We start from the raw sequence: 26,945 nt of genomic DNA on the forward strand, positions 1-26,945 counted from the left end.
CAATGAGGCCCTCCGGCTTCTGCGCCCCCGACATCTCTTGGCTTCGCCCAACCGTCCGTGGCTCCGCCGTCGCCAGCGTACCCTTACCGATCGAGTTGCCGGCGATAAAGATAGAATCAGGGGCAGCCTTTCTGGCGGCCCTGATGGGGTGCTGTTGAAGACACCTACCCGGAGATGGCGCATCTCGTGCGGCTCGTTCAAGGGAGGAGGAGCGGCCAGTGCATTATGGCCCACGGTCACAAAGAGCGCATGCTGCTGCCGATCGAGCGGGGCACGGCGCCCGGTGCCGTGATGCCATGCTGTCGGCCGGCCGGCTTAGCCGACTGCGCTACGCATGTAGGTCGGGCGGCAGCAGGGCGTCGTTGCGGTGGCTGGCCGTTCCCGGGGCAGCACGCGATTACCCGACGTTGCAGATCCATCGGATTGTCGCCGAGACTGCAAAAGCGCCAACCCCGTAAAGGGGCCCGGCCGGCACACGCTGCGTCACAGCTTCGCCAAGCCTGGAGGCCGGCGCCGAAGTCGGAGTTACCCGGGTCCTGCTGGGGCTCGACCCGCAGATATGCTGCAGGCCAGTCAGCTCGAGAACTTAGCCTTTTCAAGGAGGCGGAGAGCTCGCCCGACGGGTGAGCGTGCGGCGACTCGATCGAGATCGCTCCGTGCTGCCCGGCCTGCCTATCAGGTCGCGTATGCAGGCCAGCTCAGCCTCGGCAGCTCAAGGTCATGTCGGCGATCGAGCACTGCCGCACGGCAGGTGTTACGCGGCCGACGGCAGATCGGGCACAACTGCCGTGGTCGTCACACACGTCGATGAGGCAGGCGGAAATGGATCGTAATCCGCATCCCCCTCGGCGGAGAGCGAGTCTCCCCAAGCATGGCAGATGTCTCGCAACCGCTTCGATCCGAATTAATCCGGCTTTCGCGACGAGATGTATGAAGGCTCGGAGTGCCAGGACTGAAGCTCGCCCCGGAGCGTCTGACGTCGAGATTGATCAAAGCAGCAACCCGAAGATGTGCGCATCTTTGGACCGTGGCTACACTGGGTCGATTCGAATTATGAATGCGGTGCACCTTCCGCTGGCCTGTACGAAATGGCCAGAGGGGTTACCTCCTATCGACCTTCGCAGCCCCAGGAGACCCAGCTCGCAAAGGAACGCAGACTGCTTGGAGCGAACCGATTATCATCGGGGCGGGCACGTTCCTCAACCGACCCGCCTGTCGAGACTAGCGACCGAGGCTTTAGCGGTGGTGATTTCCTGCTTGTAGACCTTACACCCTGGTGCCAGCTCTCTCAGACCGCTCACGAGCATGTTAGCCGCCTGCTCGAGCGCCTCTTCCGGCATCGCTGCCAAGCTTTCCAAAATAAACCACATGCGGCCGCCCACCGTCTCCAACCGGGTGCGCGTGCTCTGCCGCCAATTCCAGCGGCGACATGTAGCTCCCAGATCGTCGCGCCAGATGACCTCCCCCTTGGAAGCGCTTTCGACGACCGCTTCCCCATTCAAAACAGTGTGGAAGGACTCCGTTCCTACGGCAATCGTCAGCCGCGGTTTGCCGACATATGCATCGAAATTTTCGCCGCCAATGGGTATTGAGAAACGCAGGCTCACTGCATTGTAGAGGTCAACGACAGGATTTATTGGTGGGATGCGGCCATCCTTCTCCACCCGTTTTTTCAATGCCTGCGCCGAGCACGGCGTCCGGTTTGGTTTCGCGCCGAACCGGACGTATGCCTCCGCCCAATTGGCCAAGTGCGCTTCTCCCCAGGCGGGTCCCCCCGCTCGGGCGAAATCGCAAGCCTCTCCCAACACGTCCCGAGCCATGACGCCTCGCGCACTGTCCTCTGCATCAACAAGAATGCTGATTGCGCGAAAGTCAGGTGCGATCTCTGCTATTTCTTCGTCGATCAGCGGAAAATCCAACAACGCTTCCTCCTTTAAGCCGGCCGCGATGGCGCCTCTGCTTCCACTGGATTTTAGAGTCTCCTCAAGAATTCCTTTCCCCAGGTCCCAGGGTCAGAGTACTGCCCGGACCCGGACTGGCCGACAGAGCCAGTCCTAACAAGTCTTGCTGGTCTGCGATCACTGCCGGCGTGACTCCGGGGTCACGAGCCAGGCCCGTTCGCTGTCAGGGCGGGTATTGAGCATCTTGCCGAATCCTTGGCAAAGCTTTTTACCCGTTGGACAGCGCCAGTAAGGAGCCGAACGCCATTCTCGATCTGCCGAATCGTCAGGGCGGAATAGCCCATCACCAGTCCAATCCGGTCAGCACGGCCTTCATCTCGGATGTACAGCAATGAAATCGGATGGATGCCAACCCCGACCCGCCGCGCCTCTTCAACCAGGACATCCTCCAGCGACCGAGAAAGATCCTTGAACCAGACGACGACATGCAGCCCTGCATCGGCCCCCTCGATGGCAATGCTGTCTGCGAACGCGCGTCGAAGGACGGCAAGCAGTGCCTCTCGCCGCTCGCCGTTAAGACGGCGGACGCGGCGGACATGGCTTTCATAACCACCGCTCTCGATGAGTGAGGCCAGGGCCTCCTGTTCCGCGACCGGAGAATGCCTGTCGAGAAGCTGCTTGGCCATCGCAAAGACGTCTTGCAACTCGGCCGGAACCACCAGGTAGCCGATGCGCAGCATCGGCGACAGTGTCTTGGAGATCGTGCCAACATAGATTACGGAACTGCGGTCTTCCAGCTTGTGCAGCGGGGGCACCGGTCGAATGTCGTACCGGTACTCGCCATCGTAATCGTCCTCGATAATATAGGCGTCATTGCGCCGAGCCCATTCGAGGAGCTGATACCGCCGCGAAATCGACAAGACGGCGCCGAGCGGGAACTGGTGCGACGGGGTGACATAGGCCAGCCGCGCTGGGATCTCCTGCAGCAACTCGGTCTTCATGCCCTCGCTATCGACGGCGACAGCGACGGGCGTGGCTCCTGTGCTGGCAAAGACTTGGCGCGCCATTCTATAGCAGGGATCCTCGATCACGAAGCTGTCAGAAGGATCGAGCAGCAGGCGCGCGCACATATCGAGGCACTGCTGTGATCCGCTGACGACGAGGATCTGCTCGACCTGGCAGCTAAGCGCTCGGGCACGCCACAAATATCCCTGCAGCGCCTGGCGCAAGCGATGCGAGCCGCGTGGATCGTGATAGGCCAGCCTTCCGGGGCTTTGTGACATCGCCGCGTTCATCGCACGCTTCCACGTCAGCGCCGGGAAATCAGATGGGGCGAGGTCGCCATAACGAAAATCGACCTTGAGGCGGTTGGGGAGGTAATCGCGCCGTGGCGGACTGGCGCGCAGTCGCTCGCCGTAACAGGAAAGGTGGATCGGGCCAGTCCGTTTCGGCACCGCGCTGGTCTCTTTACTCCGGACTAGCGAAGATGCAACGCGAGGTCTTGCGCCTTGAATGACCTCGATGAAACCTTCGGCGACCAGCTGATCATAAGCCACGGTGACGGTGGTTCGCGACACACCGAGTTCATTTGCGAGGCCGCGTGACGACGGCAGCTGGCTGCCCGTTTCATAGATCCCACCCAGGATCTGCTCGCGAAGAGCTTCGCAGATCTGGCGCGCGCCGAGACCTTGCGAGCGAGCTGCCGACGCTTCAGGAGAAGGCTGGACCATTTCTTTCATCGCCAACTGGACGTTCCATCTGAGTTAGTGTGACGGCATTGTCCCCGAAATCAAGAGGGTTGAAGCCGATGACCAGCGCCGAAGATCAGCTTGAAGCCGAGGCAACATCAACGCCGTCCCGGAACGACGTCGGTCTCGCATTCGCCACCCGGGCCATCCATCATGGCTACGATCCGGCCGGCTTTTCCAATTCTGTTCAGACGCCGGTGTTTCTTACATCGACGTATGGATTTGAAAGCGTTGCAGCAAACGAAGCCGTCGCAGCGCTTGGCGGAAGGCTCTACGCACGCGAATACAACCCGACCACCGAGATCCTCGAAATGCGGCTCGCCAATCTCGAAGGAGCCGAAGCTGGGCTGGTACTCGCCTCGGGGATCGCCGCCTTCGGCACGCTGATCCTTTCGCTGCTTTCGCAAGGTGACGAACTCATTGTCCACAAGACACTCTATTCAAATACGCTCGCCATGGTCGAGCAGGGGCTGCCGCAGTTTGGCATCAAGGTCGTTGCCGTCGACCTGTCGAATCCGAGCAATCTCAATGGCGCCATCACTGACAGGACCCGGCTCGTGTTCTTCGAGACGCCAATCAACCCGCTGAGCCGTATCCTCGACATCGCTGCCATTGCCGAACACGCCCATTCTCGCGGCGTGAAGGTCGCCGTCGACAGCACCTTCGCCTCGCCCGCCCTCCAGCGTCCGCTGGAACTCGGAGCCGACATCGTGATCCATTCGCTGACCAAGTACATCAATGGCCATGGCGATGCTCTGGGCGGTGTGATACTGGGCGATGCGAAAACACTGCACCTGCTGCGCGAAACTGGCCTGCGCTATCTCACCGGGGCAGCGCTCTCGCCCATGTCGGCGTTCCTGATTTTGCGCGGGTTGAAGACACTCACGTTGCGTATGGAGCGTCACAGTGTCTCTGGGCTTGCGGTCGCTCAGGCGCTTGAGGCGCACCCGGCTTTGGCTTGGGTTAGCTATCCATTTCTCGGCTCTCATCCCGACCATGAGATCGCGCGCAGACAGATGTCGCAAGGCTCGGGTATGTTGGCTCTCGGCCTCCAAACGGGGTTCGAGGGCGCGCGCCGTATGATGGACCGGCTCAAGCTGATCATCAGGGCGGTCAGCCTCGGCGACGCTGACAGTCTCATCTATCATCCGGCAAGCCTGACCCGCTCGCGCAAGTCAATCCGCAAGGACGCGCATTTGCCTGACGGAGTCGGCGACGACCTCATGCGTCTGTCGGTAGGGCTCGAAGACGCCGCCGATTTGATCGCGGATCTAGAGCAGGCGCTGGACGGGGTCTGATGCCCAACGCTTCACCCAATCTAACAACGGGAGCTTCAGCATGGCTTTCCTGAGCGGCCTTTCGGCCTTCCCAATAACGCCAAGCGACAGTGACGGCGGCGTCGATGTCCTGGCGCTTCGAAAGCTGATAGCGCGGCTTTGCGCAGCAAAGGTGGATTCCATCGGCCTGCTCGGTAGCACCGGCACCTACATGTATCTGTCGCGCGCGGCACGCCGCCGGGCGATTTGCGAGGCGCTGGACGAAACGCGTGGACGAGTCCCGCTCGTGGTGGGCGTGGGCGCTTTGCGCACCGATGAAGCGATACACTATGCAAGTGATGCGAAGGCCCTTGGCGCAGCCGCGGGGTTGCTCGCGGCTGTTTCCTACACCCCGCTCACTGACGACGAAGTTTTCGAGCATTTTTCGTCAGTGGCGCGCGAAAGCGGCCTGCCGATCGTGATCTACGACAATCCTGCAAACACGCATTTTCGCTTCACGCCAGCGCTCATCGAGCGTCTGGGACAGCTGCCTGAGATCCTCGCTATCAAAAACTCAGTCGACAGGGGCGATGCTATCAAAGGCCAACTTGCGCACCAGAAAAAAATTGTGCCGAAAGGATTCTCGATCGGCTACAGCGGCGACTGGAATGCCACCGAGGCCCTGATCGCCGGCGCCGATACATGGTACAGCGTCCTCGGTGGCATCTTGCCCGATCCCTGCCTGAGGATGGTCAGAGCCGCTCAGCACGGCGACCACGCAGAAGCACACCGGATCGACGCCACCTTGGCCCCGGTTTGGGAGCTTTTTAAGACGTTCTCGAGCCTTCGCGTCGTCTACGCAATCGCCGAGCTCCTCGAAATCTGTTCCGCCGAGCCCCCACGGCCAATCAAGCCGCTTTCCGCTGCCGCGAAGGGCCAGCTCGCCGGCGTCCTGGACCGCCTCGGATCAGGTGTTGGATCGTAAGCCGCGCAACTTCATATTGCCGAGGGAAAAATGTACGCACCGACCCTTTCGATGACTAGCCGAGATGTTCTCCATAATCTGATCGGGAACAATGCGCGGCGTGCTGATCACGACGCCAATCACGTCCTCGTCAACGTGTTCGATTGGCAGAACGTCTTATCGGCGAGGGAGGTAGGCTTTCCGAGGCCGCCAACGCCTACATTTCTCCGGAAGAGTGTGCAGGCCAGACGACTTCCACTCGAAGCATCAAAGCCTTGATGCGCTAACAGCATTCAATCGCTGCGCAGGATCTTTGCTTCAAGCGCGGCAGCCCTTCGAGCAGCTGGTGGATGGGCCTCACCACGCAATACCTGCAGACAAGCGTCCATCGCTACCCTCCGTTTCTCGGTCCGATGATGAAGGGCACGGATCAGGATAGCGGCCGCCTGGTTGACATCGAACACGATACGCTCAGAACTGTGGCGGCCAACCTGAACAACGACCGCCCTCTCAAATCTGTGCAAGCCGGTCATCTCTCCGCCCCCCAAGGCGATCATCCGTCAATAGGGCCCAGGGTCGTCTTCTTTGCCGAGCCGACACTGCATCTGTGAGCCGAGACAATGCCCTTTTGACCGACCCCGCGCTAGCCTCACACGCGCTTAGCCGCTCTGTTCCGCTGCCGATCTGCAGGCGGGATCCATCGGTTGTCGGAGGTTGTTCCTCCAACATGACGGCGCGATTCAAAAAGCCGAATAGGCCCTTTGGGCGCTGCCCTCGCCATCGAAAATCTTGTCGATGACCTAAAGAGTAGCTTGATCAGGGAAGGCTCTCTTCTAGCGCGACAACCTTCGTGCTCAGCACGCGCGCTCGGTGCCGAGGGAGCGCGGCACCTCCCGTGGCGCGGGTGATGTGTGACCGTGCACATCCTTGCCCAGCGCTTGCGGTGGCCAGGCCTTCTAGACTGCCGCACAGCGCTGCCTCGCAATTCTGGTGATTTTTGCGTGTCAGCCATTTTGTTCTAGATCACGCGGCAGACCTGATCATTCACCGCGCGGATCCCTCACATCCAAACAATCTAATTTACCGGTTCCTCATGATCCTGCATAGCGCGACAAAACCCACGGCTATGTTTTCCAGCCGTTTTCTGCGGTTGCTCTACGGTCACCTCGACAAGGATCTGCTATGCGCATTTGCGGTATCAAGCTGACGCACGACGGGGGAATTGCTGTCGTGGAAGACGGCAGATTACTCTTTTGCATCGAGATGGAGAAGCTCGACAATAACATACGATACCAACATATCGAGCGGCTTGAGACGGTCGTCGCCGTTTTGACGGAAAACGGGCTTGCTCCGCGCGATATCGACCGGTTCGTTATTGACGGATGGGACGGTGAAATCCAGTCAGAATTCCAGGTTCTGAGTAACGGCTCCCCTATCACTCTCAACGGCGCGCCATATGTGGAGCGGGACGCCGAAGATCCCCTGACAGCCTATCAAGGTTCCGGTCTCATGCTCGACAATGGGGTATGTTCTTATGAAAGCTACCCGCATGTTGTTGGGCACGTGGCTTCCGCATACTGCACCAGCTCATTCGCCAAAGCAGAGGAACCGGCATTTTGTCTGGTATGGGACGGCTGCATCTTTCCGCGGCTTTACCACGTCGAGCCAAGTGGAGTCCGATTTGTTGGGTGCCTGTTTCCGATGATAGGCCATGCCTATGCGGCCGCGGGCCAACATTTCGGTCCTTACAGGCGAGAGCTGCGGACTGGCTGGAGTCTCGGTATCCCCGGCAAGTTGATGGCCTATATTGCGCTCGGAGTGGTCCATGAACACATCGTGAACGTGTTTCAGGAGCTTTACGAGGACCATTTTGCCTGGGATACGGACCTTGCCTTTGGCTACAGGAACAACAGCCACAGCGAAGACGCGTTACTCACGGCTGTGCACGACTTCTTCGATGCAAGCGCGTCGCGGCTAATCCCCGAAACGCCCGAGGACATACTTGCTTCGTTCCATGCCTTCATGGAGCGTCTTCTCGTCCGGGGGATGACAAGGGCGCTGCGTGGGTACTCAGTCCCCAAAACCCGAAACCTGTGCATCGCCGGCGGATGCGGGCTGAACATCAAATGGAACAGCGCCCTTCGGGCGAGTGGTTTGTTCGACGCAGTATGGGTGCCTCCGTTTCCAAACGACAGCGGATCGGCGATCGGCGCCGCTTGCTGTGCGCTGGCCGCCGACAAAGGTTTCGTGCATCTCGACTGGTCAGTCTACAGCGGGCCAAATGTGAGCCATGGCAAGGTTCCGCCTGGTTGGCAATCTGCTGCTTGCAGCCTGAAAGAACTTGCCGGCGTGCTCGCTGACAACAAGCCTGTGGTGTTCCTTGCAGGTCGCGCAGAGCTTGGTCCACGTGCTTTGGGAGCCAGAAGCATCCTGGCGGCCGCAACTTCGCCGGAAATGAAGGACCATCTCAACAAAATCAAAGTTCGAGAGCATTTCCGACCGGTAGCGCCAATATGCTTGGAGGATCGTGCACCTGACATGTTTGACCCCGGCACGCCGGATCCTTACATGCTGTTCGAACACCGAACCCGTTCGGAGTGGAAAGAAAAAATCCCGGCGGTCGTCCATCTCGACGGGACTGCGCGCCTTCAGACAGTTTCGAGAACTTCTGAACACCCAATTGCAGAACTTCTGATAGAATATGAGAAACTCACGGGCATTTCGCTGCTCTGCAACACGAGTGCAAATCTCAATGGACGTGGTTTTTTTCCGGATGCGGCTGCCGCTTGTGAGTGGGGATGCGTAGACCACGTTTGGTGCGATGGGTTGCTGTTGACCAAGACAGGTGCAAGTCAATTCGAGGGCTGAGCGGCGGGCTGTAACGAACTTGAGTTACCGCGCTCTAGGGCTGCAATGGCCGGCAGCATCGCTGAGGGAGCCGGACACTGCGGGTGCGTGCGGTTACGGCTCTTGAAGCTGCCCTGATCTGACGAACGAATCTGATCGTCATGGCCGATAAAGCGCCGAGACTGTGCTGTTGAGCTGTTGAGCTGGCAAGCACGCGAATGCTTTTGCTTAACGATGTGAATGGAGGGTTCGAACACCAGGGCCTGCACGGCCCTGCCGACCGGCACGCCAGTCGTCTGCTACGGTGGCGACAAGCATGAGCGAATTAGCTGTTTGAGCTCCTTCTGCCAACGGAATCCCGCATTGCCTGCCGCGTTAATCCCTGGGAGCGTCCGCCTTGCCGTCCGCGACTTTGCTCAGCACCGAACCACTCCGCCATCGCGCCGGGCATGTGGCCGACCACGTTGACCCCGACACCCTCCGTCAGTGTCAGCAAGTCGGAGTAGAGGTCCACATCCTCGAGCATGCTCCTTGCAGGATCCATACGTGCGAGATCGGTTGCAGCAACCCTATGCCGAAGAGCACAATTGCCAGCGCACGGTCCTGGTGCCGTCGCGGGGTCGCTGCCGGTTCTTCTGACCGCCCGCGTCGTGCTCGGAATAGCGCTCGGAGGCTTCTGGTCGATGTCGGCAGCGTTGGCGATGCGGCTCGTTCCAGGTCACCTCCTGCGGCGCGCCATGTCGATCATCCGCACCGGCGTACCGTCGCTACCGTTTGTGCGGTTCAATCGGCGCCTATGTCGGCGACGTCTGGGGGGTGGCGAAGCGCCTCCATGATCGCTGCAGTCTTCGGCGCGTTACACTGGTAGTGCAACTCATGACTTCTCCGAGGCTGCCTCCGATTGGAGCAGCCAGCTTCCGCAGTCTGCTGGATGTGGCCAAGAATCCGATAATCAAAGTCGCGATTTTGGTCGTCCTGCTGGTCGCTTCCGGGCACTTCGCCGGCTTCATCTTTTTCCGCGCCTTCCTCGAGAATGTTCCCGCGCTCAATATCGAGACGATCTCGCTCGTGTTGCTCGCCTTTGGCATCGGCGGCTTCTTCGGCAATTTGGCCGGCGGATTCTTGGCCGAGCACAGCCTCCAGGCAGTCGCGGCCCTGCCGCCCCCCTGCTCATAGCGATGGCCGCTGTCTCGCTGCTGATGTTGGGAGCATCGGCCTGGGCCTCGGCGATTGCGGTACCGTATGGGCCTTTGCCTTCGGCGCGGTGCCGGTGGGACTGCAGAATGCATGGTGCTGCGCGCCCCTCCCGAGCAGGCCGAAAACGCCGGTGGGCTGATGGCCGCAACGTTCCAAGTGGCCATGGCCGCCGGCGCGATTTTCGGCGGACGCTGGTGGACGATGCCGGCGTTGCCAGTGCCTTTGCCTACAGCGCCGTTGCCTCGCTCCTCGCTGCCGTGACAGTGTTCTTGCTCGTACCGAAGCGCGAACCCTAGACCGCCTGACACAGGCCAGTGTAGCACGGGGAAAGATGCAATCGAATCAGCCGCGCGGTGCGATCCTGCTCACGATTTTTGGCGGTTGCAGCCTCGTCTCCGCGCGATCGCACGTTGTTGTCCGGTCGATTTCGACCAGCGGCGGGGTTTTGAATGATGGTGCCGACGAGAGAAGCCAAGAGTGCCGGACCGAAGCGGACCGCCTCGCCGTCGACCGCTCGCCTCGTACGACTATTAATCCAAGGGCGATCCCGTGCTTGATCCGTGTGAGGCGGCTTTCCATTCCTCCGGGCCGAAGCAGCTTTTGACTTGATGGCATTCCCGGCAATTGGGCGGTGCATAGGGGGTAGGCCTTCAGACTCGCAAAGCCTGCGGTAAAAGTACTTCTTCCACTTCATGTTTTTGGTGTTGCCGGCTACCAGCGTCGGAAAATCAGCACCACACTGTCATGCAAAAATCACCGAATTGGAGTCAGACCCAATTTTTGCGTGCCGTTCGCCAGGAGCGCCCGCGGCTTCACATGCGGGATGCCTCCTGCAACATTATCTGCCGCATCCAGGTGCTTGCCGGATCACTGTTGTGAAGGGTGGGCCATTGGACGGCCTCAGTGAACGTGGGTAGTGGCAGGGGAAGTTCGACGATCCGCAGAGGAAAAGTCTTTTTGAAATGCTGAACCAGCCGGAAGGGCATGGTCGCTATACGATCTGTGCCTGAGACCATCGGCGGGATCATGCTAAAGGCCTGCACGATAATCTCGACACGTCTCTTGAGACCATGTTCAAGCAAAAACCGTTCCTCGATGGATGGCATCTGCGCACGGCCGACCCTGAACGCAATGTGCTTCATCGACACGTACCTCTCGAATGTAAGCTGCTGTGGCAGCTGCTTGTTCGTGGGGCAGCCTACGCACACGAATGTCTCGTCGAACAGCGCCGCTCTTGGATGCGCGCTCGACATGAACAATTCCGGAAGAATCAGAAAATCGACGTCACCGCGCCGGAGAAGCTCATCGAGATCGTCGTCGAGCGGCAGCAATTCGAAGCTGACGGCGGGTGCTTCGCGTGCAACACGCTCCACGACCTTTTCAAAAAACACGAGTGTGGCGAAATCGGAAATCATGATCCGGAAGCGGCGATCGGATTGAGCCGGTTTAAACGGATCCCAAGAAATAATCGAGCACTGTATGTGCAAGAGTGCGCCGCGAACAGCGGGGGCGAGTGTTTCCGCACGCGAGGTTAGAACACGTTCGCGGCCGCTCATCGTAAACAGTTCATCGTTGAAATAATCGCGCAGCCGGCCGACGGCCGCGCTCATGGCCGGCTGACTTAGGTTGATGCTACTTGCCGCCGCCGTGAGGTTGCGCTCGGTCAGCAGTGCGTCGAGCACAACGAGAAGGTTCAGATCAAGGCCTTTGAAACGCATGCCTCATCTGTCCGTAACGTGGTTGCTTGTCATCGCGACCATTGTGGATGGCTAATTTATTGCAGATTGAGATTTGAGCAGACTTGGGCGTGGCGGCGCTCCGACAAGGATCTGCGACACATATCCAAGGTCGCGCGCAATCTTGCGAATTGCCGTCGCCGTGACGACAATCGCCACTCCAACCACACTTGCGAACGCGATTCTGGTCGTGAGATTCCAGAGTTCTCCAAACTGTATCAAATCCATGAGGCGAAACACGGCACCCTGGACCAGGTACAGCAGCAGCGTGCTCTGACCAAGCTCCACCGCGACAAACTGAGCTACTCTAGTTGAATGGACAATTCTCCAGCACTGGAACATAAGCTGCATCGCTACTGCAGAAGCTGCTGCAGAGCCAGCGAACATCATAAACACTTGTTTAGCTGACTGTTCATCATGAACTAAAACAAGATTGTTGTAGACGTAAGTCTCCTTGCCCCACCCAAGGAAGCATAAGAAAGCTATTATCGAAAATAAGACCAAGAAAAGCGATTTGTGGCGCCAGACGATACTTTTCTGCCATCCGATCGGCTGGGCAAATAAGAACCCCAAACAATAAAATGGGTAAGTGTATCTTAACGACGGGGTTATTGACAATGTGATGGGCGCCAATGCGACCCCAATTGCGGATGCGCTTATGATCCACATCGATAGTCGATTGAAAGTTGCAAAAAATCTAACTAGAACGAACGAAATAAACGCCGCCCATATGAACCAGTATGTTCCAATGACCTCCTTCGATAGGTCCAGCAATACACCAGTTAAACTCTTCGTTGGATAAATCATGGCGGACTTTAGTGCGAAAATAAACGCACACCAAAGAAACATTGGCAGTAGTAACTGCACTGCTCGATTACGGACCCCTTGAATGAACGTTTTTCGCAAAATTGCCCCAGAAGAAACATATCCACTTATCGCCATAAAGAGAGGCATATGAAACATGTAGATCGTCTTATAATACGGAGACATCCAAAAATCGTCAGTGCCTCGATAAATTACATATTGTAATAGGTGCCCAATTATCACTAATGTAATTAGTATACCTTTGGCGAAGTCAAGGCTTAGGTCTCGGTCGTTTGTCTCTGCTGGGCGCGAGCCGCGTCCCTTCGCTCCGACTGTTATTTGATCAAGCATCAGACTCCAGCCCATCTGTTGCGGTTGCTACCGGCCGTTTCTGGGCACGGCGAGCACGCCAGTTTCGGTGAAAAGGATCGAATTTTACGCGGATCGCGGCGTGGTATCGAGGGCCGACTGGCTGCAACCGAGCGGACGAAATCCCAGTGCCTGATCGCAAACCTGGAGCGCAGTGGCGGTCGCGATCATGTGTGGCGACGCGATGGCCCGGCACTATGGTCGCCAGGAGGTCTCTGCAGAACCTCTCAAGATGATTCCGCAGCGCGTGCCGAACCGTGCCAAAAGCGAATGGAATGCCAATCTGCTGCTGCACCGGACGCATGACGTGGATAGAATGGCTCATTCCGAGTCTCTCAAGATCCGGATGCACCCTGTACAATCCGAGTTCGCCTACCAAGAAATCAACCTCGCCAACCGTAGTGAACGGCGCAGCAGGTCCAAGTGAGCCGCTACGCCGTGCACATAGAGCCGATTGCGCGAACCTCCGGCCTTGCACCGGCCCAGCTACGACCGCCTGAAAGCCCCTGTCGGCCCATAGGCCTTTCGGAAGAAAGCGGAGAGCTCGACATGATCGGCTACTTGCAAGTCATTTCCCAGCACACGCTACAGAAGCCGTGGCGTGATCGGGTGCATGTCAGGTCCGGTCATCTATGCAGCGCCCTGGAAGTTTGGTAAAATCGATTGTTTAGATCGCGAGCATTCACGCTATGGATAAGTGAAAGCGATGCGCTTCAAAGGCCTTGATCTGAACCTTCTCGTCGTGCTCGACGCACTGCTGACCGAGCGCAACCTCACGGCGGCGGCAAGCAGCATCAACCTAAGTCAGCCGGCCATGAGCGCGGCCGTCGCCCGGCTGCGCGATTATTTCAACGATGAACTGTTTACGATGAGCGGCCGCGAACGTGTTCTAACCCCACGTGCGGAAACACTCGCCCCCGCTGTTCGCGGCGCACTCTTGAAAATCCAGAGCTCGATTATTTCTTGGGATCCGTTTAATCCGGCTCAGTCCGATCGCCGTTTCAGGATCACCCTTTCCGATTTCGCCACACTCGTGTTTTTTGAAAAGGTCGTGGAGCGTGTTGCACGCGAAGCACCCGCCGTCAGCTTCGAATTGCTGCCGCTCGACGACGACCCCGATGAGCTTCTCCGGCGCGGTGACGTCGATTTTCTGATTTGTCCAGAATTGTTCATGTCGAGCGCGCATCCAAGAGCGGCGCTGTTCGACGACACGCTCGTGTGCGTAGGCTGCCCCACGAACAAGCAGCTGCCGCAGCAGCTTACATTCGAGAGATACATGTCGATGAGGCACGTTGCGGCCAAGTTCGGGCGGAAGCCCTCCGTCGAGGAGCGTTTTTTTCTTGAGCATGGCCTGAAGAGACGTGTCGAGGTTATCGTGCAGGCCTTCAGCATGATCCCGCCGATGGTCTCAGGCACAGCTCGTATATCGACCATGCCCTTCCGGCTGGTTGAGCATTTCAAGAAAACCTTCCCGCTGCGGATCATCGAACTTCCGCTGCCGCTTCCCGCATTTACCGAGGCCCTCCAATGGCCCGCCCTTCACAACAGTGATGCGGCAAGCGTCTGGATGCGAGAGATATTGTTACAGGAGGCGTCGAGAATGAGTTCTCCGCGGGACGCCAAAAAGGGTCGCAAGCCCTGATTGACTACCGCGTCTCACACCGGCACTCGTGTCAACAGGCGTGTCGAACGAGATGATAGTCGCGGAAAGAGCGCCTGCGAGGTCGTCCAGCGGGTGGCTTTCGTCGACAAACGGTGCGAATGAGAAGGGGCCCCCATAGCCGCCATCAAGCAGCGGCCCGGATCTGGCTGCCATTGTCGGAACCGAATAGGACGCGATCCGGGTAGATCCAGTGGATTGGATCGTTCACTCTTGAAATGTGCACGAGACCGGTCAGGTCGCAGGAGAAGAACGTCTCCCCGGCGAGCGTGTGATGAAACGTGTCGTGCACGAGGCGGAAGACGGACTGGCCATCAATGGCGGCAATGGCCTTAGCCGCTTCGTTCTTCGATCGAAGCGAGCAGCTCTGGAAGCCCAGCGGCTCGATGAGACCGATCAGGCCGCGCGACTGGAGAATCGGCTTGAGCGCCTTCAAGGCAAAGCGGAGATCGCCCCGGCGCTCGCCATTGGCGGGCCAGGAGCCGTCGTTGACAGGCATTAGCATGAGCGTCTTGGCTCCGCAGGCCGCCGCATAATCGGCGAGCTTGCTCGCCTCGGTCTTGCGGGCTGGTGTCCACTCGTTGAAGCGCTGCAAGGCATTGATGGAAAAATCCCAACGCCTGCTTCAGCGGCGGCAGACCGGACGTCCGCGCCTGCTGAGACATCGCCTGAATCGGTGTAATGACCGAAGCTGGCTCGCAGCCATCCATCTGCTTCAAGCTAACCCGCCGACCCGGAGAGATGCCCAACCAGATCGGATGCAAAATTCAGGCAGCAGGGTGCTTCGCCAGAGCGAGGCCGACGCCCAGCGCAATCATCGCGCCGCCCGACGCCTCCCTCAGGCGGCGGATCAACCTGGGACGCGCTGTCGCGCCGTCTTGAATGCCGCTGGCCACGAAGGCAACCACGATGTCGGCGAGCGTGTTGAGCGCAATCGACACGGAGCCAAGCACCACGAATTGCAGAGCTACGTGCCCTGCGCTCGGGTTCACGAACTGCGGAAGGAAGGCTAGAAAAAAGGCTGCCGTCTTCGGGTTGAGAGCCTCGACCAGCACCCCTTCACGAAACGCCCGCCGGGGTCCGACTGAACGCACCGGGGCGCCATCATCGCCAGTCGCTCGGCGCGCGGCTTGAAAGGTGCGAAAGCCTAGCCAGACGAGGTAGACCGCGCCGAACAGCTTCAATGCGGAGAACAGTTCCGAGCTCTCGAGCACGATCGCGGAAACACCTAGGCTTGCTGCGAGGACGTGGATCATGCCCCCCAACCCCGTGCCGAAGCTGGAAGCGATACCCTCCGGACGACCGCCGGCGAGCGTGCGCGCGGCAACATAGAAGATGCCCGGACCGGGCGTGATGGCGAGCACGGAGGCCGCGGCGAGGTACAGGGCGAATGGGGCCAGTTCTGGCATCATGGGTCGATTCCGACAAAGTTCATGATTATTTTGGGATGAGAGCGGCGAGCTCGCGGTCAGATGCCCGCTCGCTCGCCGCAAGGCCCGCGGCCACGCCATCGCGGTCGGCCGCGTTCCGGTTCTGACTCAGTTTGCGCTTGCCCTCCAGCCTCGTGATCGGCATGCGCAGGCCGACGATTCCGCGGAGTTGCGCCTGTACAAAATCCGGCGGTGCGTCCGACACCGCCCAAGGCGAGGCGCGCTCGCCCTCGTGGTGGTCGGTCAGACGATTCACGACGTCCAGCAGTCTTCCCGCATGCTCGAAGAACTCGACCGGACCATAGGCGTGGACGGCGATGTAATTCCAGGTCGGGACGACCTTCCCGGTTTCCCGCTTGGTCGCATACCATGCCGGCGTCACATAAGCGTCCGGCCCCATGAAGATGGCCAAGCCGTCGCCCAGCGGCGGAACATGGCACTGGGGATTGGCCTTCGCTAGGTGCCCGTAGATCACGCCGTGCTCGCCCTCGCTCTCGTCAAGGAAGAGGGGCAGTGGCGTTGCGAGCGGCCCTTCCGCCGTGACTGTAACGAAGTTCGCCAGCACCGCCGCGCGGATGGTCGCGCGCAGGGACTCCTTGTCGTCGTCGCGGAAAGCGGGAGGGATGTACATGGCGAAGCTCCTTGCGTCACCAGTCAGATACCGGCACTCTGGCCTGCAGGAAACAGCCAGTCAGAAGCTATCGACGTGGTCCAGTTTGTGAAAAATGGCATCGCACCCGACCATCGTGACGATCGAGGAGCAGATCCACAGCGGGGTGTGCGAGTCGGAGAACCCCTGGTCCTTCGCAGCCGAGGGGTCGGGCATATCCCGGCAATGGCGACTAGTTTGCCAAACCTTGTGGACGCAGCCCGCGATCCCGGAGACCATATTGAAAGAATCGTCGAAGAGGTTCCGGCGACGCCAGGCAATGCCGAGAGGCTGCGCGGGTCTCATTGTAGCAGGTGACAACAAACGTCTACGCTTAGTCAACGGGTCGGAGCCTACAGTTCGTCCGATGTCGGCGAAGCCTGTAAGCCTTCATAAGCGAGACCCAAGGCACTGGCTGGGAAAGCAGGTCCATAGGATCTCGCATTTCAGTGATGTTCTGGAAGCGGGCGAATTTCATATCCGCAGGCATCTAATGCCGGAATCAGATTGGATAGCGCCATAACGGTCTGGTTGCGCAGACCGGCTTGAGTGCTCCGTCTCGACTCGTCGGGAGGACAACCGTCGTGCAAGAGCACGATTGCGCCGGGCCGGACCGAGGCGAGCACAGCATCGACGATCGCTTCGGTGCCGGGCCGCGACCAATCTTTTGGGTCTATCGACCAATGAAGGGCCGCCAGCCCGGCGATCTCTGACGCAGTAAACACTTCTTCGCTCCAGGCGCCGTATGGCGCGCGAATGTAGCGGATCGAGGCCTGGGGGCATGCTACCATGATGGCACGGTTCGCCTCAAATACCTCACGTTGGACGTCGCCCAAGCCGCATTTGGACAGATCCGGATGAGACATCGTGTGGTTGCCCACCTCATGCCCTTCTGCGATCATTCGCTGGATGAGGTCCGGGTGCTCTGCGGCGTAGGCACCAATCACGAAGAAAGTCGCTGGCACCCGATTTTGCGCCAGCACATCGAGTATCTGTGGTGTGAAGAATGGATCGGGACCGTCGTCAAACGTCAGATAAACGCTCCGACGGCCGGTTCCATCAGCGCATTCACTCTGCACCTCCCATCCGTCATCAAGATGTTTCATAGCTCCGGATCCTTCCGGTCAATTGTTGCATCGGTCGGCCATTCGCTCATCGGCCGCGCAATCGGCATAATCACGAGGAGCACGTCCTCCACGCGAGGCGGCATGTCGAGATCCAGCACTTCTGAGTGGGACCGCACGCGAACATCGATACATCGTGGCCGGGCCGTCTCTGCAGAACGTCTCAAATTACCAGCGCATAGCTTTTCATTGCAGGGTCAGTCCCCCCGATAGGGTTTTCGGAAGAACTCGGAGAGTCCGATGTGATCGGCTACTTGCAACTGGTTCTCCCGGCACAACCTCCACCGTTCTTGGGAGCGCATGGGAAACCTCGACTTGTTGATCCTTGGGGTAGACACCTACGCTAGTTGGGGGCTTGTGGCGAAAGAGCCGACGCGATGCAGCTTGCGCGATCACCGACGTACCTGGTCGAAAAGGGGATCGGCTCGCTCAATTTTCGGCGCAGACCAGAATGCACACACCAGAAAATGCTCCTCGGAGCCAACCGCATACATCGACAACCTCCCTAGCCTGCATCCTTGAATTCTTCCTATGCAATGTCCTGTCCGATAGTCAAAATCGAATGTTTCGATGACAAGCATCCATGTTGCGGATAGATGAGACAATGGCCCTTGATGTGAAGCTCCTCGTCGGCTCCACGCACTGCTGACCGAGCGCAACGGCACGGTGGCGGCAAGCCGGATCAGCTAATTCAGCCGGCCATGAGCGCGGCCGTCGCCCAACTGCTTTCAACCATGACCTGTTTACGATGAGCGGTCGCGAATGTTCTAACCCCGCGTGCGGAACCGTCGACGTCTCAGAGTTGAGGACGACGTCGCGCAGCATCTCGACGCCTTTTTCGATCTGCCGGATGCTCAAGGCGGAATAGCCCATGACAAGCCCGGCGCGGTCGGCTTCGCCTGCTCCCGGCTGCCGATTGGCGGCGAAATCGGGTGCAGCCCCAGACCGGCATGTCGGGCGGCTTCGACCAACGCTGTTTCACGCGATCGCGGCAGGTCGTTGAACCATATGACGACGTGCAGTCCAGCGTCGGCCCCTTGGACGGCGATCCGATCTCGGAAAATCCGCTTCAGGTTGGAAATACCTCCCGGCGCTCGCCGTTAAGGCGGCGCACGCGGCGCACATGCCTTTCATAGCCGCCGCTCTCGAACAGAGAGGCCAATGACGCCTGCTCCGCCACCGGAGAATGCTGGTCGGCAAACTGCTTGGCGGTTTCCAAAACCTGCTGCAATTCCGCCGGGACGACGAGATAGCCGATGCGCAGCATCGGCGAAAGCGTCTTGGAGATGGTGCCGAGGTAGATGACGCCCCATGATCCTCGAGGCTGTGCAGCGGGGGAACGGGGCTGATATCGTAGCGATATTCGCTGTCGTAGTCGTCCTCGATGACATAGGCGCCCTGCTCCCGCGCCCATTCCAGAAGCTGATGCCGCGCCATCGGCATGACGCCGCCGAGCGGAAACTGATGCGAGGGCGTCGCATAGGCCAGCCGGGCCGCGACCCCCGCCAGTTGCTCCGTCTGCATGCCGTCCTCGTCAACCTCGACGGGAACGGGCGTAGCACCTGTGCCGGCAAAGACCTGGCGCGCCATCCTGTAGCAGGGGTCCTCGATGACGAAGCTGTCCCCTGGGTCGAGCAGCAGGCGCGCGCAGAGATCGAGCCCCTGCTGCGAACCATTGACGATGACGATCTGCTCGGGTTCGAAGCGAACCGTACGGGCGCGCCAGTGATAGCCCTGAAGTGCCTGGCGCAGCCGGGCGCGAACCGCACGGATCGTCATAGGCGAGCCGTGCCGGCCGCTGCGCCATCGCCGCGTTCATCGTGCGCTTCCAAACCGAGGCTGGGGAATCTGAGGCCGCCAGGACGCCATACCGGAAATCTACCTTCAGCGTGTTCGGCAGGTGATCCCGCCACCGCGGATTCCCACGCAGCCGTTCGCCATAGTCAGACAAGTGACCCGGGCCGCCCCGTTTTGGGGGATTAGCGGCCCATTCCGATCAGGCGATTGCCCGAGAGCAGATGTCGGGCATCGCCAACGCTAACCCCTGCGTGACCTTGACCAACAGACCCTCGGTTTCCTGAAGATGGCGTCGTCGAAATCTGCACCGGCGTCGTATTGCCGTAAATCAAGGATGCCAACAACAGGGCCGGATGATTGGAGGCCGAAGCATCAAGCCGCATAAAGGCAAGATCGTCGCCCCACCGACGCATTTTGCCAAAAGCAGCTCAACGACGAACATGCCGGCTTGGCGCGCCGAAGGGCCGCCGCCTTTCCCGCAAGCGGCCCAGCCCGCTCGCCACCGGGGTCAACCCACGCCAATCTATCCACCAACGCTCGTCCCATCCGCTATGCGCAACACCAAGCTGATGTCGCAGGGGCGGTCACCGACCCGGTACGCCGTCGAGAAACGACGAACTCGTGCTGTCTTGAGCCACCGGTAAGCAAATCCATTGCTGATCCGCGTCTGCAATAAGCGTTAGCTGGAGCGAACATGCATGCTCGCGGCAGACGCAATCATCAGGACCCTTGCCTCGGTCAATTGGATTGGAGACCATCATATGAAGGTGCAGACCGGTGTTTGGGCAGCTGTTATCGGTCGTCCAGACTTTGGCATCAGTTTTGGTGGACGCGAGCAGCTTGCGAGGGATGCATCCGAACGTGGCGCTGCTCCCACAATCCTCGCAGTTCTCCTGTGAGAGCCTCGCGCTGGCCCTGATCCAGCGTAATTGTGTCGAGGAGATCCGCGAGCACGGCTTCGCCTTCGATCCGCGTCAGCAGATCGAACAGGTCATGTGAAATACGCGCACAGTCACGGTGATCCGTTCGGATTTCGCAGACGGTCTCGTGGCGATCCTGCGCCGTGTATGCGCGGACTTTATGCAGGGATACATAGGGCGGCAATGAAACAGCGAGCGCAGTCCAATCCTGCAGCGTTGCGGCCCGTTTTTTGACGAGGTACGGCCCGACCACAAGTCCATCCAGCTCTGTCGTCAGGAACGTGGCAATCGAGTCTGCAACTGAATCCACGATCGGCTCGGCATTGTTGTTAAAGGACGTATTGAGCAGAATTGGGATGCCTGTCCGCTGCTTGAAGGCATTGATGACGTCCCAGTAGGCCGGACTGGCCTTGCGCGATACTGTTTGCAGCCGAGCCGTACCGTCGACATGCGTGATGGCGCCGAGCAAATCACGCTTGGAATCGCGCACACGAACTACGAAATTCATGAAGGGAAATTCGCACGCACTGCCCGGGAGGTCGAAAAATTCGCGCGCATCCTCCTCCAAAACTGATGGGGCGAACGGGCGATATCCTTCCCGCTTCTTGACCATAGCGTTGATCCGGTCCTTGTTTGAAGCGGGCCTGGGGTCGGCAAGAATGCTGCGATTTCCGAGCGCTCGCGGCCCGAACTCCGAACGACCTTGCACCCAGCCGATCACGGCGCCACCGACCATCCACTCGGCTGCCCTATCCGCCACCTCCTCAGTGCGTTCAAACTCCAGGTGCCCCGCCCATGCCTTTAGTTCCTCTTCGACAGCGTGATCGCTCGCGAGTTCCGGCCCCCAATAGACCTCCTGCAATCGCCTACGCGGCGCTGGGCGGCCCAACTCATTAGACACGATTAGCGCGGCGCCTAATGCGCATCCAGCGTCATGCGATGCGGGCTGCACGAAGATGTCTTCGAAAAGTCCTGAATAGAGCAGCTTGCCGTTCATGGAGCAATTGTGCGCAACTCCGCCGGCCAGGCACAACCGCGTCATCCCGGTGGCCTCACGATAATGGCGAAGAATGTGAAACACGATGCGTTCGAGCGCTTCCTGTAACGACGCACTCACATCCATATGCTGCTGAGTGAATGGCATTCCCTTTTGCCGAACCTGAATGCTGCGGAGCAAAGTCGGACCGATGCGGTCCAGGTGGACGCGATACTCGCCGTTTGCAGAGAGTTCATAGAATTTCTCGAAAAGCTCGCGATAGGGAACGGGATCGCCGTAGGGGGCAAGCCCCATTACCTTGTATTCATCGAACAAGCCGTAGCCGAGATACCGGATCGTCTCGAGATAAAATTGCCCGAGAGAATTGTTCTCCGGGAAAGTCGCAAGTTGCGTAATTTCAGTACCAGATCCTACCGCCACAAGGCCCGACAGGAAATCACCAGAGCCATCAATCGCGAAAATCAGACTTTGCTCGAAGCCCGACATTGCAAAAGCACTCACGGCGTGCGCCTGATGATGACTTACAAATGAGATACGCGAAGCGTCGAGCTCGGTACCGAACTCCTGCGCCAACAGCCTCTGCATCAACAGTTTAGCGTCCAACGGAATGGAGGCGTCCGGCTGGGAAGCTAGCATGTTTTCGAGCATGGCGTTGCTATAGGCTTCGGTAGCGTAGAACGCCACACGATCGATTTCGCTGAGCTGAACCCCAGCGGCTGAAAGACAGTATTGAGCCGCACTAATTGGGAGCTTGTTGGAATGTTTGATCCGATTGAGGCGCTCCTCTTCTACCGCCGCAATGACCTGTCCGTCCCGGACGAGCACCGCAGCGCCATCGTGCATGAATGTGTTTGAAATCTGAAATCTGTTTTCATAGACTTTGTCCAATCCGCCGTTCAATCCTAGACACAGCATCTCGCTCTCCATTTGTCGTACAGGAATATTAAATTGGCCGTCTGATCAGAAACACAGGCCGCGTTGTCGTTCGCGCCACGAACGCCAGTCAAACATGATCGGGCTCAAAGAAATTCTCTTCGGCCGGGATCAACATGACATCCTGTGATCGAGGTGCCGGGCGGCCCATAACGTTGATAGATTGAGTGGATGCCACCGAAGACCATCCGTGGCATGCCGATTTCTGTTGGCGATGTCGTTTTTATTGGCAGCACGAAGTCCATAGCGCATCGTTTATCTCCTTCTCTTCGCGTCAGCGCATCAGTCGGCGGCGCAACAGCGCCATCGAGAGGAAGAATGGCAACAGCGCGTACAGGCCGAGCACCCCGATGTGCAGGGCGATGCCGACGATCGGGCGATCAAGCATCACCGGACGAATGAGGTCGATTGAATGTGACAGCGGCATGCATCGCGCTATCTTCTGAAAGGCGTCAGGCAGCTGATTCAATGGGAAAACGGCACCGGACAGGAACAGCATAGGTGTGAGGACAAGCGTCTGGTAAAACACGAAGTAATCGTAGCTGGGCGAAAGCGCGGTGACGACCATCGCAAGGCTCGCAAACACGCACCCAGTGAGAGCAATGATTGGCAGCGCATAGAGGACGGACGGCCAGGCTGCATAACCCAACGTTGCGGTGACAATGGTGATTGCCGTACCGGCCAAGAAGGCCTTGGTGGCTGCCCACGCCAGTTCACCCAGAACGATGTCGCCGAGGGTAACGTGCGTGTACAGCATTGCTTCCCAAGTGCGCTGAGAGTGCATGCGAGCGAAAGCCGCGTACAATGTTTCGAGGGTAGAGGCGGTCATCGCACTTACCGCGACCATGCCGGCCGCCAAAAAGGCGATATATGACGCACCGTCGACGCGGCCGACCATTATGCCGAGGCCGGTGCCGAGTCCGAAAAGGTAGATTATAGGATCGGCAAGGTTACCGAGAATCGTCACGAGTGAGACTTTCTTCCATGCCAGATAGTTCCGGCGCCACACCGCAACCCAGTTCCACGCATTGGACGGCAGCGCCGCCGCAAAATCTTCAATCATCGTTCACTCCTCTATCTCGCGCCCGGTCAGCCGCAAGAAAACATCCTCGAGATTGGCTGGACGCAAAAGAAGGCGCAGACCTGCTCGCCCCTGCAGTTGCGTGCGCACCTGCTCAGGGTCGGGCGCGTAGCAATAAAGGGTTTCGCCGCTCACCTCGATGCGCTGGGAATGTGGCTTGACCAGCGAAAGCAACTCGTGCGGATCGCCGCCGTAAATCTCCATGACCTGGCATCCGATATGCTCGTCGATCAGCGCCTGCGGGCGGCCTTCGGCGATATTGCGACCCCTTTCGAGCACGCACAGCCGATCGCATAATCGCTCAGCCTCTTCCATGAAATGCGTCGTCAGGATAATCGTCTTGCCGCGTGCCAACAGGGCGCGCAGCCGCTCCCAGATCAGGTGGCGCGCGTGCGGATCGAGGCCGGTGGTCGGCTCGTCCATCACAATGAGCTGGGGGTCGTTGATCAACGCCCGCGCCATCGTCAGGCATCGCTTCATGCCGCCGGACAATTCCGAGACGCGCGCATCCGCCTTGCGCTCGAGGCGAGCGAACTCGAGAAGCGACGGGATGACCGCTTCGCTCTCGCGTGTGCTCATGCCGAAGTAGCGTCCGAACACCAGCAAGTTCTCGCGTACGGTGAATTCCTGGTCAAGATTGTCGAATTGCGGGACCACGCCAATGCCCCTGCGTGCCAGCCGAGCGCGCGCCGGCACTGGCACGCCGAGCACCGTGATCGCGCCCGCGTCAGGGCATGTCATGCCGAGGAGCATACGCGCAATCGTGCTTTTGCCCGCCCCGTTTGGTCCGAGGAGGCCGAAACACTCTCCCGACGCAACGGAGAACGACAGTTCGTCGACAACGACCTTGTTCCCATACGACTTGGTTACGCCGGCAAAATCGACTGCCACGGTCGACAGAGAGTCAGGCACGGAGCTTTTCGCGCTTGTCTGCCCGTGAAACTCCCGTTCGATCGGACCAGTCTCGATCCGCCGCAAATCCTCTGGGTCCAACTTCCGACTCAACATTTGATCTTCCTGGTCCTGGCTCAAAACTCTTCCACCTGCGATCACGTGACTATTGCTGTTCGCTGTAAGCTGCGTCAGATGCCACCAAGGCGGGCTTTGGAAGGGCGCCGCCGATGTCTGTCACAGTGGCGGCCGAGCTTCGCGACAACCAATCGCTATTGCTCAATGTACACAGCGCGTATGCTTTCAATGGGAGCAAGAGAAAGATGTTGATGAGTGTGTGGAGCGAGAATCCGAGAAATCGAAGTTGGCGCGCACGAAACGCTGCCACGCTGCAGCGAACTATAGTCATGACCGCGATCGTCAGGCATGCCGTCCAGGGCACAGTACCTGTCGTTATGAATTGCGCGAGCCCAGCCAGGAGCGAAAAAGAGAGCAATAATGGGCCAAGATTCTGCCCAATCACGTCCAATGTGAGATAAATATTAAGGCCGCGCAGCAGTTGGAGCGCCAGCAACGTGTCCCGGAACGTGCTCCGGGCCCAGCGAAGCTGTTGGCGCAGATAGGGACCCATGCTGCTGGGAACGACTGTTGCCGCGACGGCCTCCGGGACATACTCTGTTCGAAAGCCTGCTTTCAGCATCAGGATCGTAAGGTGGCGGTCCTCACCGAAGTCGCTCGGCTTCCCTCGAAAGCGCTGCGTCTCGTATTGATCCAGGAGCGAAACAAGCGCGGATCGCCGGTACATGGCACACGGACCGCAGCAACACATGACGGCACCGAACCGAGCCTGCGCTGCCCGCTCTTCGTTGCAGGCGAGCCAGTATTCCATGTCAATCAACCGCGTCAGCCAAGTTTCACTGCGATTGCTAGCCGCCAACTGGCCCATGGCGGCGCCAATCGCTTGATCTTGCATCTTTAGCGCAAGCCTCGTGACGACGTCCGGCGCGAGTATCGTGTCCGAATCTACATTGAGCACCAAATCTCCGCACGAGCGGCGAACCGCCGCAATCTGTGCCTTGCGCTTTCCGACATTCTTTGGGAGCGCAATGAAGTTGAACCTCGGGTCGCGCGCGTATTCCTCGTGTATACCTACGAGGGCATCGTGGTTTCCAGAACCGTCGTCAACAACATAGACCTGCAGTTTTCCGGCGTAGTCCTGACTTGCAATGGAAGCCAGGCAGTCCGAGAGGGTGCGAGGAGCCTCGTTGTAGCACGGGATAATGACATCGACGCTCGGCCAAGGCTCACAGCCGGCGGGTTCGCCCGAGGTCGGCGGTACGTTTGTAGGCAGGGTATAAAACACCTGCGCGGTCTTATAGACGGTCGACAGCAGCGCATAAGAGCAGACTGCAACAATACTGGCTGGGGCAAAGAGGTTCATGAGATCTCAGATTTTTCTGTGAATTTGAGGAAGCGAGCGGATAACAAATCCGAGGTCATAGCTCTGGACCGTTCCGATCGATCAAAGTGCCGGCCGGCCACTCGCTCATCGAGCGTCCAATTGGGAGCACCATGAGGAGTACGTCGTCGTCGACTCGCGTCGTGGAAGGCAGATCGGGGTACACGTCCGGGAGGGTTGAACGCACGCGAACGCCCGTCAGAATGTTCGCCAAGCCTTTGCGGCAGAACCTCCCAACATGGTTCCGGAGCGCTTGCCGAACCGTGCCGAAAGCGAATGGAACGCTAAGCTGCTGCAGCACTGGGTACATGACGCTAATCGAATGGGCGATTCCCAGCCCCTCAAGATCCGGACGCACCCCGTATAGACCGAGTTCAGCGACCAGCAGATCAACGTCGCCAACTTTGATGTATCGGCGCAGCAGGCCCAAGTGAGCGGCTACCCCGTGCACATCATAGCCGATTGCGCGGACCTCCGGCCTTGCACCGGCCCAACTTCGACCGCCTTCGAATTGCATTCCATTGAAGGCTCCGGTCGGCTCATAGGTCTTCCGGAAGAACTCAGAGAGTTCGAGGTGATCGGAAAGCTGCAACTCATTTTCCCAGCACAACCTCCACTGCACGTCATTGCGCATGCGAAGACTTCCTCTTTTTGGGTTCTTTTGTGCACCTCACGCGGTAGAGCAGCGGCGGTGCATGTCATGTGGGGGTCTATGAACGACCCGCCCAGATTGGTAAAATTGATTGTTTAGATCGAGAGCATCCACGCTATGGATGCTAAAACCATGCGTTTCAAAGGCCTTGATCTGGACCTTCTGGTCGTGCTCGATTGGCCCCGATAGCGGCGACGCACCGATGGCAGCTGTTGGTGACACAACCTGCCTCAAGAGCGGCCGCCAGCGGCGTGGCTGCGCCTCGTGCCGAAGCAGCGATCAAGTGGAGGATGGGCCCGATAGGCGTCAGCAAACGCGGCGGAGCGTTGACGTACGATCGCGCAGCTCTGGATCGCCGGCGGCAAACAGGTTCCGCGAAGCTCTGGCTCGACAAGTTGCGGCAAGACGGCATGCCAATGGTGCGATGGTCGCACTCGCCAACAGGAATCGTCTGGTCAACGCTCTCGAGTGTTGCCTGTCAACCGGACTGTCGGTGAAAGCACCTGGAGAGCGGGAAGGAGGGCGCACCC

22 protein-coding genes and 3 pseudogenes are annotated in these 26,945 nt (G+C 59.0%); 6 read left to right on the top strand and 19 right to left on the bottom strand.

The window, feature by feature from the left end:
- Positions 1–1,199 precede the first annotated feature (1,199 nt).
- Together AC0L2R_RS24070 and pdxR are read right to left on the bottom strand one after the other, a co-directional pair.
- On the bottom strand, positions 1,200–1,922 hold the full coding sequence (locus AC0L2R_RS24070) for a B3/B4 domain-containing protein (protein ID WP_176478102.1): 723 nt from the start codon (positions 1,920–1,922) through the stop codon (positions 1,200–1,202).
- A 179-nt stretch (positions 1,923–2,101) separates the two neighbouring features.
- Complete coding sequence (gene pdxR / locus AC0L2R_RS24075; RefSeq protein ID WP_065011497.1) at positions 2,102–3,640, bottom strand: MocR-like pyridoxine biosynthesis transcription factor PdxR; 1,539 nt, start codon at positions 3,638–3,640, stop codon at positions 2,102–2,104.
- Between the two features lie 68 nt (positions 3,641–3,708).
- Here pdxR and AC0L2R_RS24080 point away from each other — a divergent pair, with 68 nt between their 5' ends.
- The 5 genes from AC0L2R_RS24080 (at position 3,709) to AC0L2R_RS24100 (ending at position 9,892) form a co-directional block, all read left to right on the top strand.
- On the top strand, positions 3,709–4,947 hold the full coding sequence (locus AC0L2R_RS24080) for a trans-sulfuration enzyme family protein (RefSeq protein ID WP_473511968.1): 1,239 nt from the start codon (positions 3,709–3,711) through the stop codon (positions 4,945–4,947).
- 40 nt (positions 4,948–4,987) lie between these two features.
- Positions 4,988–5,890, top strand: a complete 903-nt coding sequence (locus AC0L2R_RS24085; protein ID WP_473511969.1) for a dihydrodipicolinate synthase family protein — start codon at positions 4,988–4,990, stop codon at positions 5,888–5,890.
- 329 nt (positions 5,891–6,219) lie between these two features.
- Positions 6,220–6,480, top strand: a complete 261-nt coding sequence (locus tag AC0L2R_RS24090) for a hypothetical protein (protein WP_473511970.1) — start codon at positions 6,220–6,222, stop codon at positions 6,478–6,480.
- A gap of 571 nt (positions 6,481–7,051) precedes the next feature.
- Positions 7,052–8,737, top strand: a complete 1,686-nt coding sequence (nodU, locus tag AC0L2R_RS24095; protein WP_473511972.1) for a nodulation protein NodU — start codon at positions 7,052–7,054, stop codon at positions 8,735–8,737.
- A gap of 912 nt (positions 8,738–9,649) precedes the next feature.
- On the top strand, positions 9,650–9,892 hold the full coding sequence (locus AC0L2R_RS24100; RefSeq protein WP_473511974.1) for a hypothetical protein: 243 nt from the start codon (positions 9,650–9,652) through the stop codon (positions 9,890–9,892).
- A 313-nt stretch (positions 9,893–10,205) separates the two neighbouring features.
- Here AC0L2R_RS24100 and AC0L2R_RS24105 read toward each other — a convergent pair whose 3' ends face one another.
- The 4 genes and pseudogenes from AC0L2R_RS24105 to AC0L2R_RS24120 all read right to left on the bottom strand — a co-directional run bounded on the left by AC0L2R_RS24105 (position 10,206) and on the right by AC0L2R_RS24120 (position 13,404).
- A complete protein-coding gene (locus AC0L2R_RS24105; protein ID WP_473511975.1) occupies positions 10,206–10,607 on the bottom strand; it encodes a hypothetical protein in 402 nt (133 codons plus the stop codon).
- A gap of 118 nt (positions 10,608–10,725) precedes the next feature.
- Positions 10,726–11,631 carry a LysR family transcriptional regulator gene (locus AC0L2R_RS24110; protein WP_473511976.1) on the bottom strand — a complete coding sequence of 302 codons (906 nt, stop codon included), beginning with the start codon at positions 11,629–11,631 and terminating at the stop codon, positions 10,726–10,728.
- A 51-nt stretch (positions 11,632–11,682) separates the two neighbouring features.
- A complete protein-coding gene (nolL, locus tag AC0L2R_RS24115; protein ID WP_473512042.1) occupies positions 11,683–12,804 on the bottom strand; it encodes a nodulation factor fucose acetyltransferase NolL in 1,122 nt (373 codons plus the stop codon).
- A pseudogene (locus AC0L2R_RS24120) lies at positions 12,797–13,404 on the bottom strand (NodA family N-acyltransferase). The gene nolL and the pseudogene AC0L2R_RS24120 overlap by 8 nt, the downstream one beginning before the upstream one ends.
- A gap of 124 nt (positions 13,405–13,528) precedes the next feature.
- Here AC0L2R_RS24120 and AC0L2R_RS24125 point away from each other — a divergent pair.
- On the top strand, positions 13,529–14,464 hold the full coding sequence (locus AC0L2R_RS24125) for a LysR family transcriptional regulator (RefSeq protein ID WP_473511978.1): 936 nt from the start codon (positions 13,529–13,531) through the stop codon (positions 14,462–14,464).
- A 14-nt stretch (positions 14,465–14,478) separates the two neighbouring features.
- Here the strand turns inward: AC0L2R_RS24125 and AC0L2R_RS24130 are convergent.
- The 13 genes and pseudogenes from AC0L2R_RS24130 to AC0L2R_RS24190 all read right to left on the bottom strand — a co-directional run.
- Positions 14,479–15,133 (bottom strand): annotated as a pseudogene (locus AC0L2R_RS24130) (TIM barrel protein); the annotation flags it as partial.
- 116 nt (positions 15,134–15,249) lie between these two features.
- On the bottom strand, positions 15,250–15,891 hold the full coding sequence (locus tag AC0L2R_RS24135; protein ID WP_473512043.1) for a LysE family translocator: 642 nt from the start codon (positions 15,889–15,891) through the stop codon (positions 15,250–15,252).
- 28 nt (positions 15,892–15,919) lie between these two features.
- Positions 15,920–16,543 (bottom strand): FMN-binding negative transcriptional regulator, encoded by a 624-nt coding sequence (locus AC0L2R_RS24140; protein WP_065010655.1) that lies wholly within the window; start codon positions 16,541–16,543, stop codon positions 15,920–15,922.
- A 464-nt stretch (positions 16,544–17,007) separates the two neighbouring features.
- The gene (gene nodB, locus AC0L2R_RS24145) at positions 17,008–17,667 is read right to left on the bottom strand and encodes a chitooligosaccharide deacetylase NodB (RefSeq protein ID WP_473511980.1); all 660 of its coding nucleotides are present in this window, start codon (positions 17,665–17,667) and stop codon (positions 17,008–17,010) included.
- Positions 17,664–17,771 carry a hypothetical protein gene (locus AC0L2R_RS24150; protein WP_473489080.1) on the bottom strand — a complete coding sequence of 36 codons (108 nt, stop codon included), beginning with the start codon at positions 17,769–17,771 and terminating at the stop codon, positions 17,664–17,666. Before AC0L2R_RS24150 ends, nodB begins: the two co-directional genes overlap by 4 nt.
- A 111-nt stretch (positions 17,772–17,882) precedes the next feature.
- On the bottom strand, positions 17,883–17,987 hold the full coding sequence (locus tag AC0L2R_RS24155; RefSeq protein ID WP_473511982.1) for a hypothetical protein: 105 nt from the start codon (positions 17,985–17,987) through the stop codon (positions 17,883–17,885).
- A gap of 767 nt (positions 17,988–18,754) precedes the next feature.
- Positions 18,755–18,952 carry a hypothetical protein gene (locus tag AC0L2R_RS24160; protein ID WP_473512048.1) on the bottom strand — a complete coding sequence of 66 codons (198 nt, stop codon included), beginning with the start codon at positions 18,950–18,952 and terminating at the stop codon, positions 18,755–18,757.
- Between the two features lie 314 nt (positions 18,953–19,266).
- A pseudogene (locus AC0L2R_RS24165) lies at positions 19,267–19,464 on the bottom strand (aminotransferase class I/II-fold pyridoxal phosphate-dependent enzyme); the annotation flags it as partial.
- An 834-nt stretch (positions 19,465–20,298) separates the two neighbouring features.
- The gene (locus AC0L2R_RS24170; RefSeq protein ID WP_473512044.1) at positions 20,299–22,314 is read right to left on the bottom strand and encodes a carbamoyltransferase family protein; all 2,016 of its coding nucleotides are present in this window, start codon (positions 22,312–22,314) and stop codon (positions 20,299–20,301) included.
- Positions 22,315–22,606: 292 nt separating this feature from the next.
- The gene (locus AC0L2R_RS24175; RefSeq protein WP_065010657.1) at positions 22,607–23,395 is read right to left on the bottom strand and encodes an ABC transporter permease; all 789 of its coding nucleotides are present in this window, start codon (positions 23,393–23,395) and stop codon (positions 22,607–22,609) included.
- A 3-nt stretch (positions 23,396–23,398) separates the two neighbouring features.
- On the bottom strand, positions 23,399–24,421 hold the full coding sequence (nodI, locus tag AC0L2R_RS24180; protein WP_082982602.1) for a nodulation factor ABC transporter ATP-binding protein NodI: 1,023 nt from the start codon (positions 24,419–24,421) through the stop codon (positions 23,399–23,401).
- 49 nt (positions 24,422–24,470) lie between these two features.
- Positions 24,471–25,745, bottom strand: coding sequence for a chitooligosaccharide synthase NodC (nodC, locus tag AC0L2R_RS24185; protein ID WP_473511984.1), 1,275 nt, complete (start codon positions 25,743–25,745; stop codon positions 24,471–24,473).
- Positions 25,746–25,800: 55 nt separating this feature from the next.
- Positions 25,801–26,397, bottom strand: coding sequence for a NodA family N-acyltransferase (locus AC0L2R_RS24190; protein WP_065010659.1), 597 nt, complete (start codon positions 26,395–26,397; stop codon positions 25,801–25,803).
- Between the last annotated feature and the right edge of the window lie 548 nt (positions 26,398–26,945).

This window comes from Mesorhizobium sp. WSM4820, assembly GCF_055811075.1.

Excerpts from the sequence above, each read along its gene's own strand:
- AC0L2R_RS24105 (WP_473511975.1), bottom strand. The coding sequence starts at position 10,607 with ATGAAGTGGAAGAAGTACTTTTACCGCAGGCTTTGCGAGTCTGAAGGC.
- nodU (WP_473511972.1), top strand. The coding sequence starts at position 7,052 with ATGCGCATTTGCGGTATCAAGCTGACGCACGACGGGGGAATTGCTGTC.
- nodC (WP_473511984.1), bottom strand. The coding sequence starts at position 25,745 with ATGAACCTCTTTGCCCCAGCCAGTATTGTTGCAGTCTGCTCTTATGCG.
- AC0L2R_RS24140 (WP_065010655.1), bottom strand. The coding sequence starts at position 16,543 with ATGTACATCCCTCCCGCTTTCCGCGACGACGACAAGGAGTCCCTGCGC.
- AC0L2R_RS24085 (WP_473511969.1), top strand. The coding sequence starts at position 4,988 with ATGGCTTTCCTGAGCGGCCTTTCGGCCTTCCCAATAACGCCAAGCGAC.
- AC0L2R_RS24150 (WP_473489080.1), bottom strand. The coding sequence starts at position 17,771 with ATGCCGCCTCGCGTGGAGGACGTGCTCCTCGTGATTATGCCGATTGCG.
- AC0L2R_RS24125 (WP_473511978.1), top strand. The coding sequence starts at position 13,529 with ATGCGCTTCAAAGGCCTTGATCTGAACCTTCTCGTCGTGCTCGACGCA.
- nodI (WP_082982602.1), bottom strand. The coding sequence starts at position 24,421 with ATGTTGAGTCGGAAGTTGGACCCAGAGGATTTGCGGCGGATCGAGACT.
- nolL (WP_473512042.1), bottom strand. The coding sequence starts at position 12,804 with ATGCTTGATCAAATAACAGTCGGAGCGAAGGGACGCGGCTCGCGCCCA.
- AC0L2R_RS24170 (WP_473512044.1), bottom strand. The coding sequence starts at position 22,314 with ATGCTGTGTCTAGGATTGAACGGCGGATTGGACAAAGTCTATGAAAAC.
- nodB (WP_473511980.1), bottom strand. The coding sequence starts at position 17,667 with ATGAAACATCTTGATGACGGATGGGAGGTGCAGAGTGAATGCGCTGAT.
- pdxR (WP_065011497.1), bottom strand. The coding sequence starts at position 3,640 with ATGAAAGAAATGGTCCAGCCTTCTCCTGAAGCGTCGGCAGCTCGCTCG.
- AC0L2R_RS24135 (WP_473512043.1), bottom strand. The coding sequence starts at position 15,891 with ATGCCAGAACTGGCCCCATTCGCCCTGTACCTCGCCGCGGCCTCCGTG.
- AC0L2R_RS24155 (WP_473511982.1), bottom strand. The coding sequence starts at position 17,987 with ATGCGCTCCCAAGAACGGTGGAGGTTGTGCCGGGAGAACCAGTTGCAA.
- AC0L2R_RS24160 (WP_473512048.1), bottom strand. The coding sequence starts at position 18,952 with ATGCTGCGCATCGGCTATCTCGTCGTCCCGGCGGAATTGCAGCAGGTT.
- AC0L2R_RS24175 (WP_065010657.1), bottom strand. The coding sequence starts at position 23,395 with ATGATTGAAGATTTTGCGGCGGCGCTGCCGTCCAATGCGTGGAACTGG.
- AC0L2R_RS24190 (WP_065010659.1), bottom strand. The coding sequence starts at position 26,397 with ATGCGCAATGACGTGCAGTGGAGGTTGTGCTGGGAAAATGAGTTGCAG.
- AC0L2R_RS24090 (WP_473511970.1), top strand. The coding sequence starts at position 6,220 with ATGGGCCTCACCACGCAATACCTGCAGACAAGCGTCCATCGCTACCCT.
- AC0L2R_RS24110 (WP_473511976.1), bottom strand. The coding sequence starts at position 11,631 with ATGCGTTTCAAAGGCCTTGATCTGAACCTTCTCGTTGTGCTCGACGCA.
- AC0L2R_RS24080 (WP_473511968.1), top strand. The coding sequence starts at position 3,709 with ATGACCAGCGCCGAAGATCAGCTTGAAGCCGAGGCAACATCAACGCCG.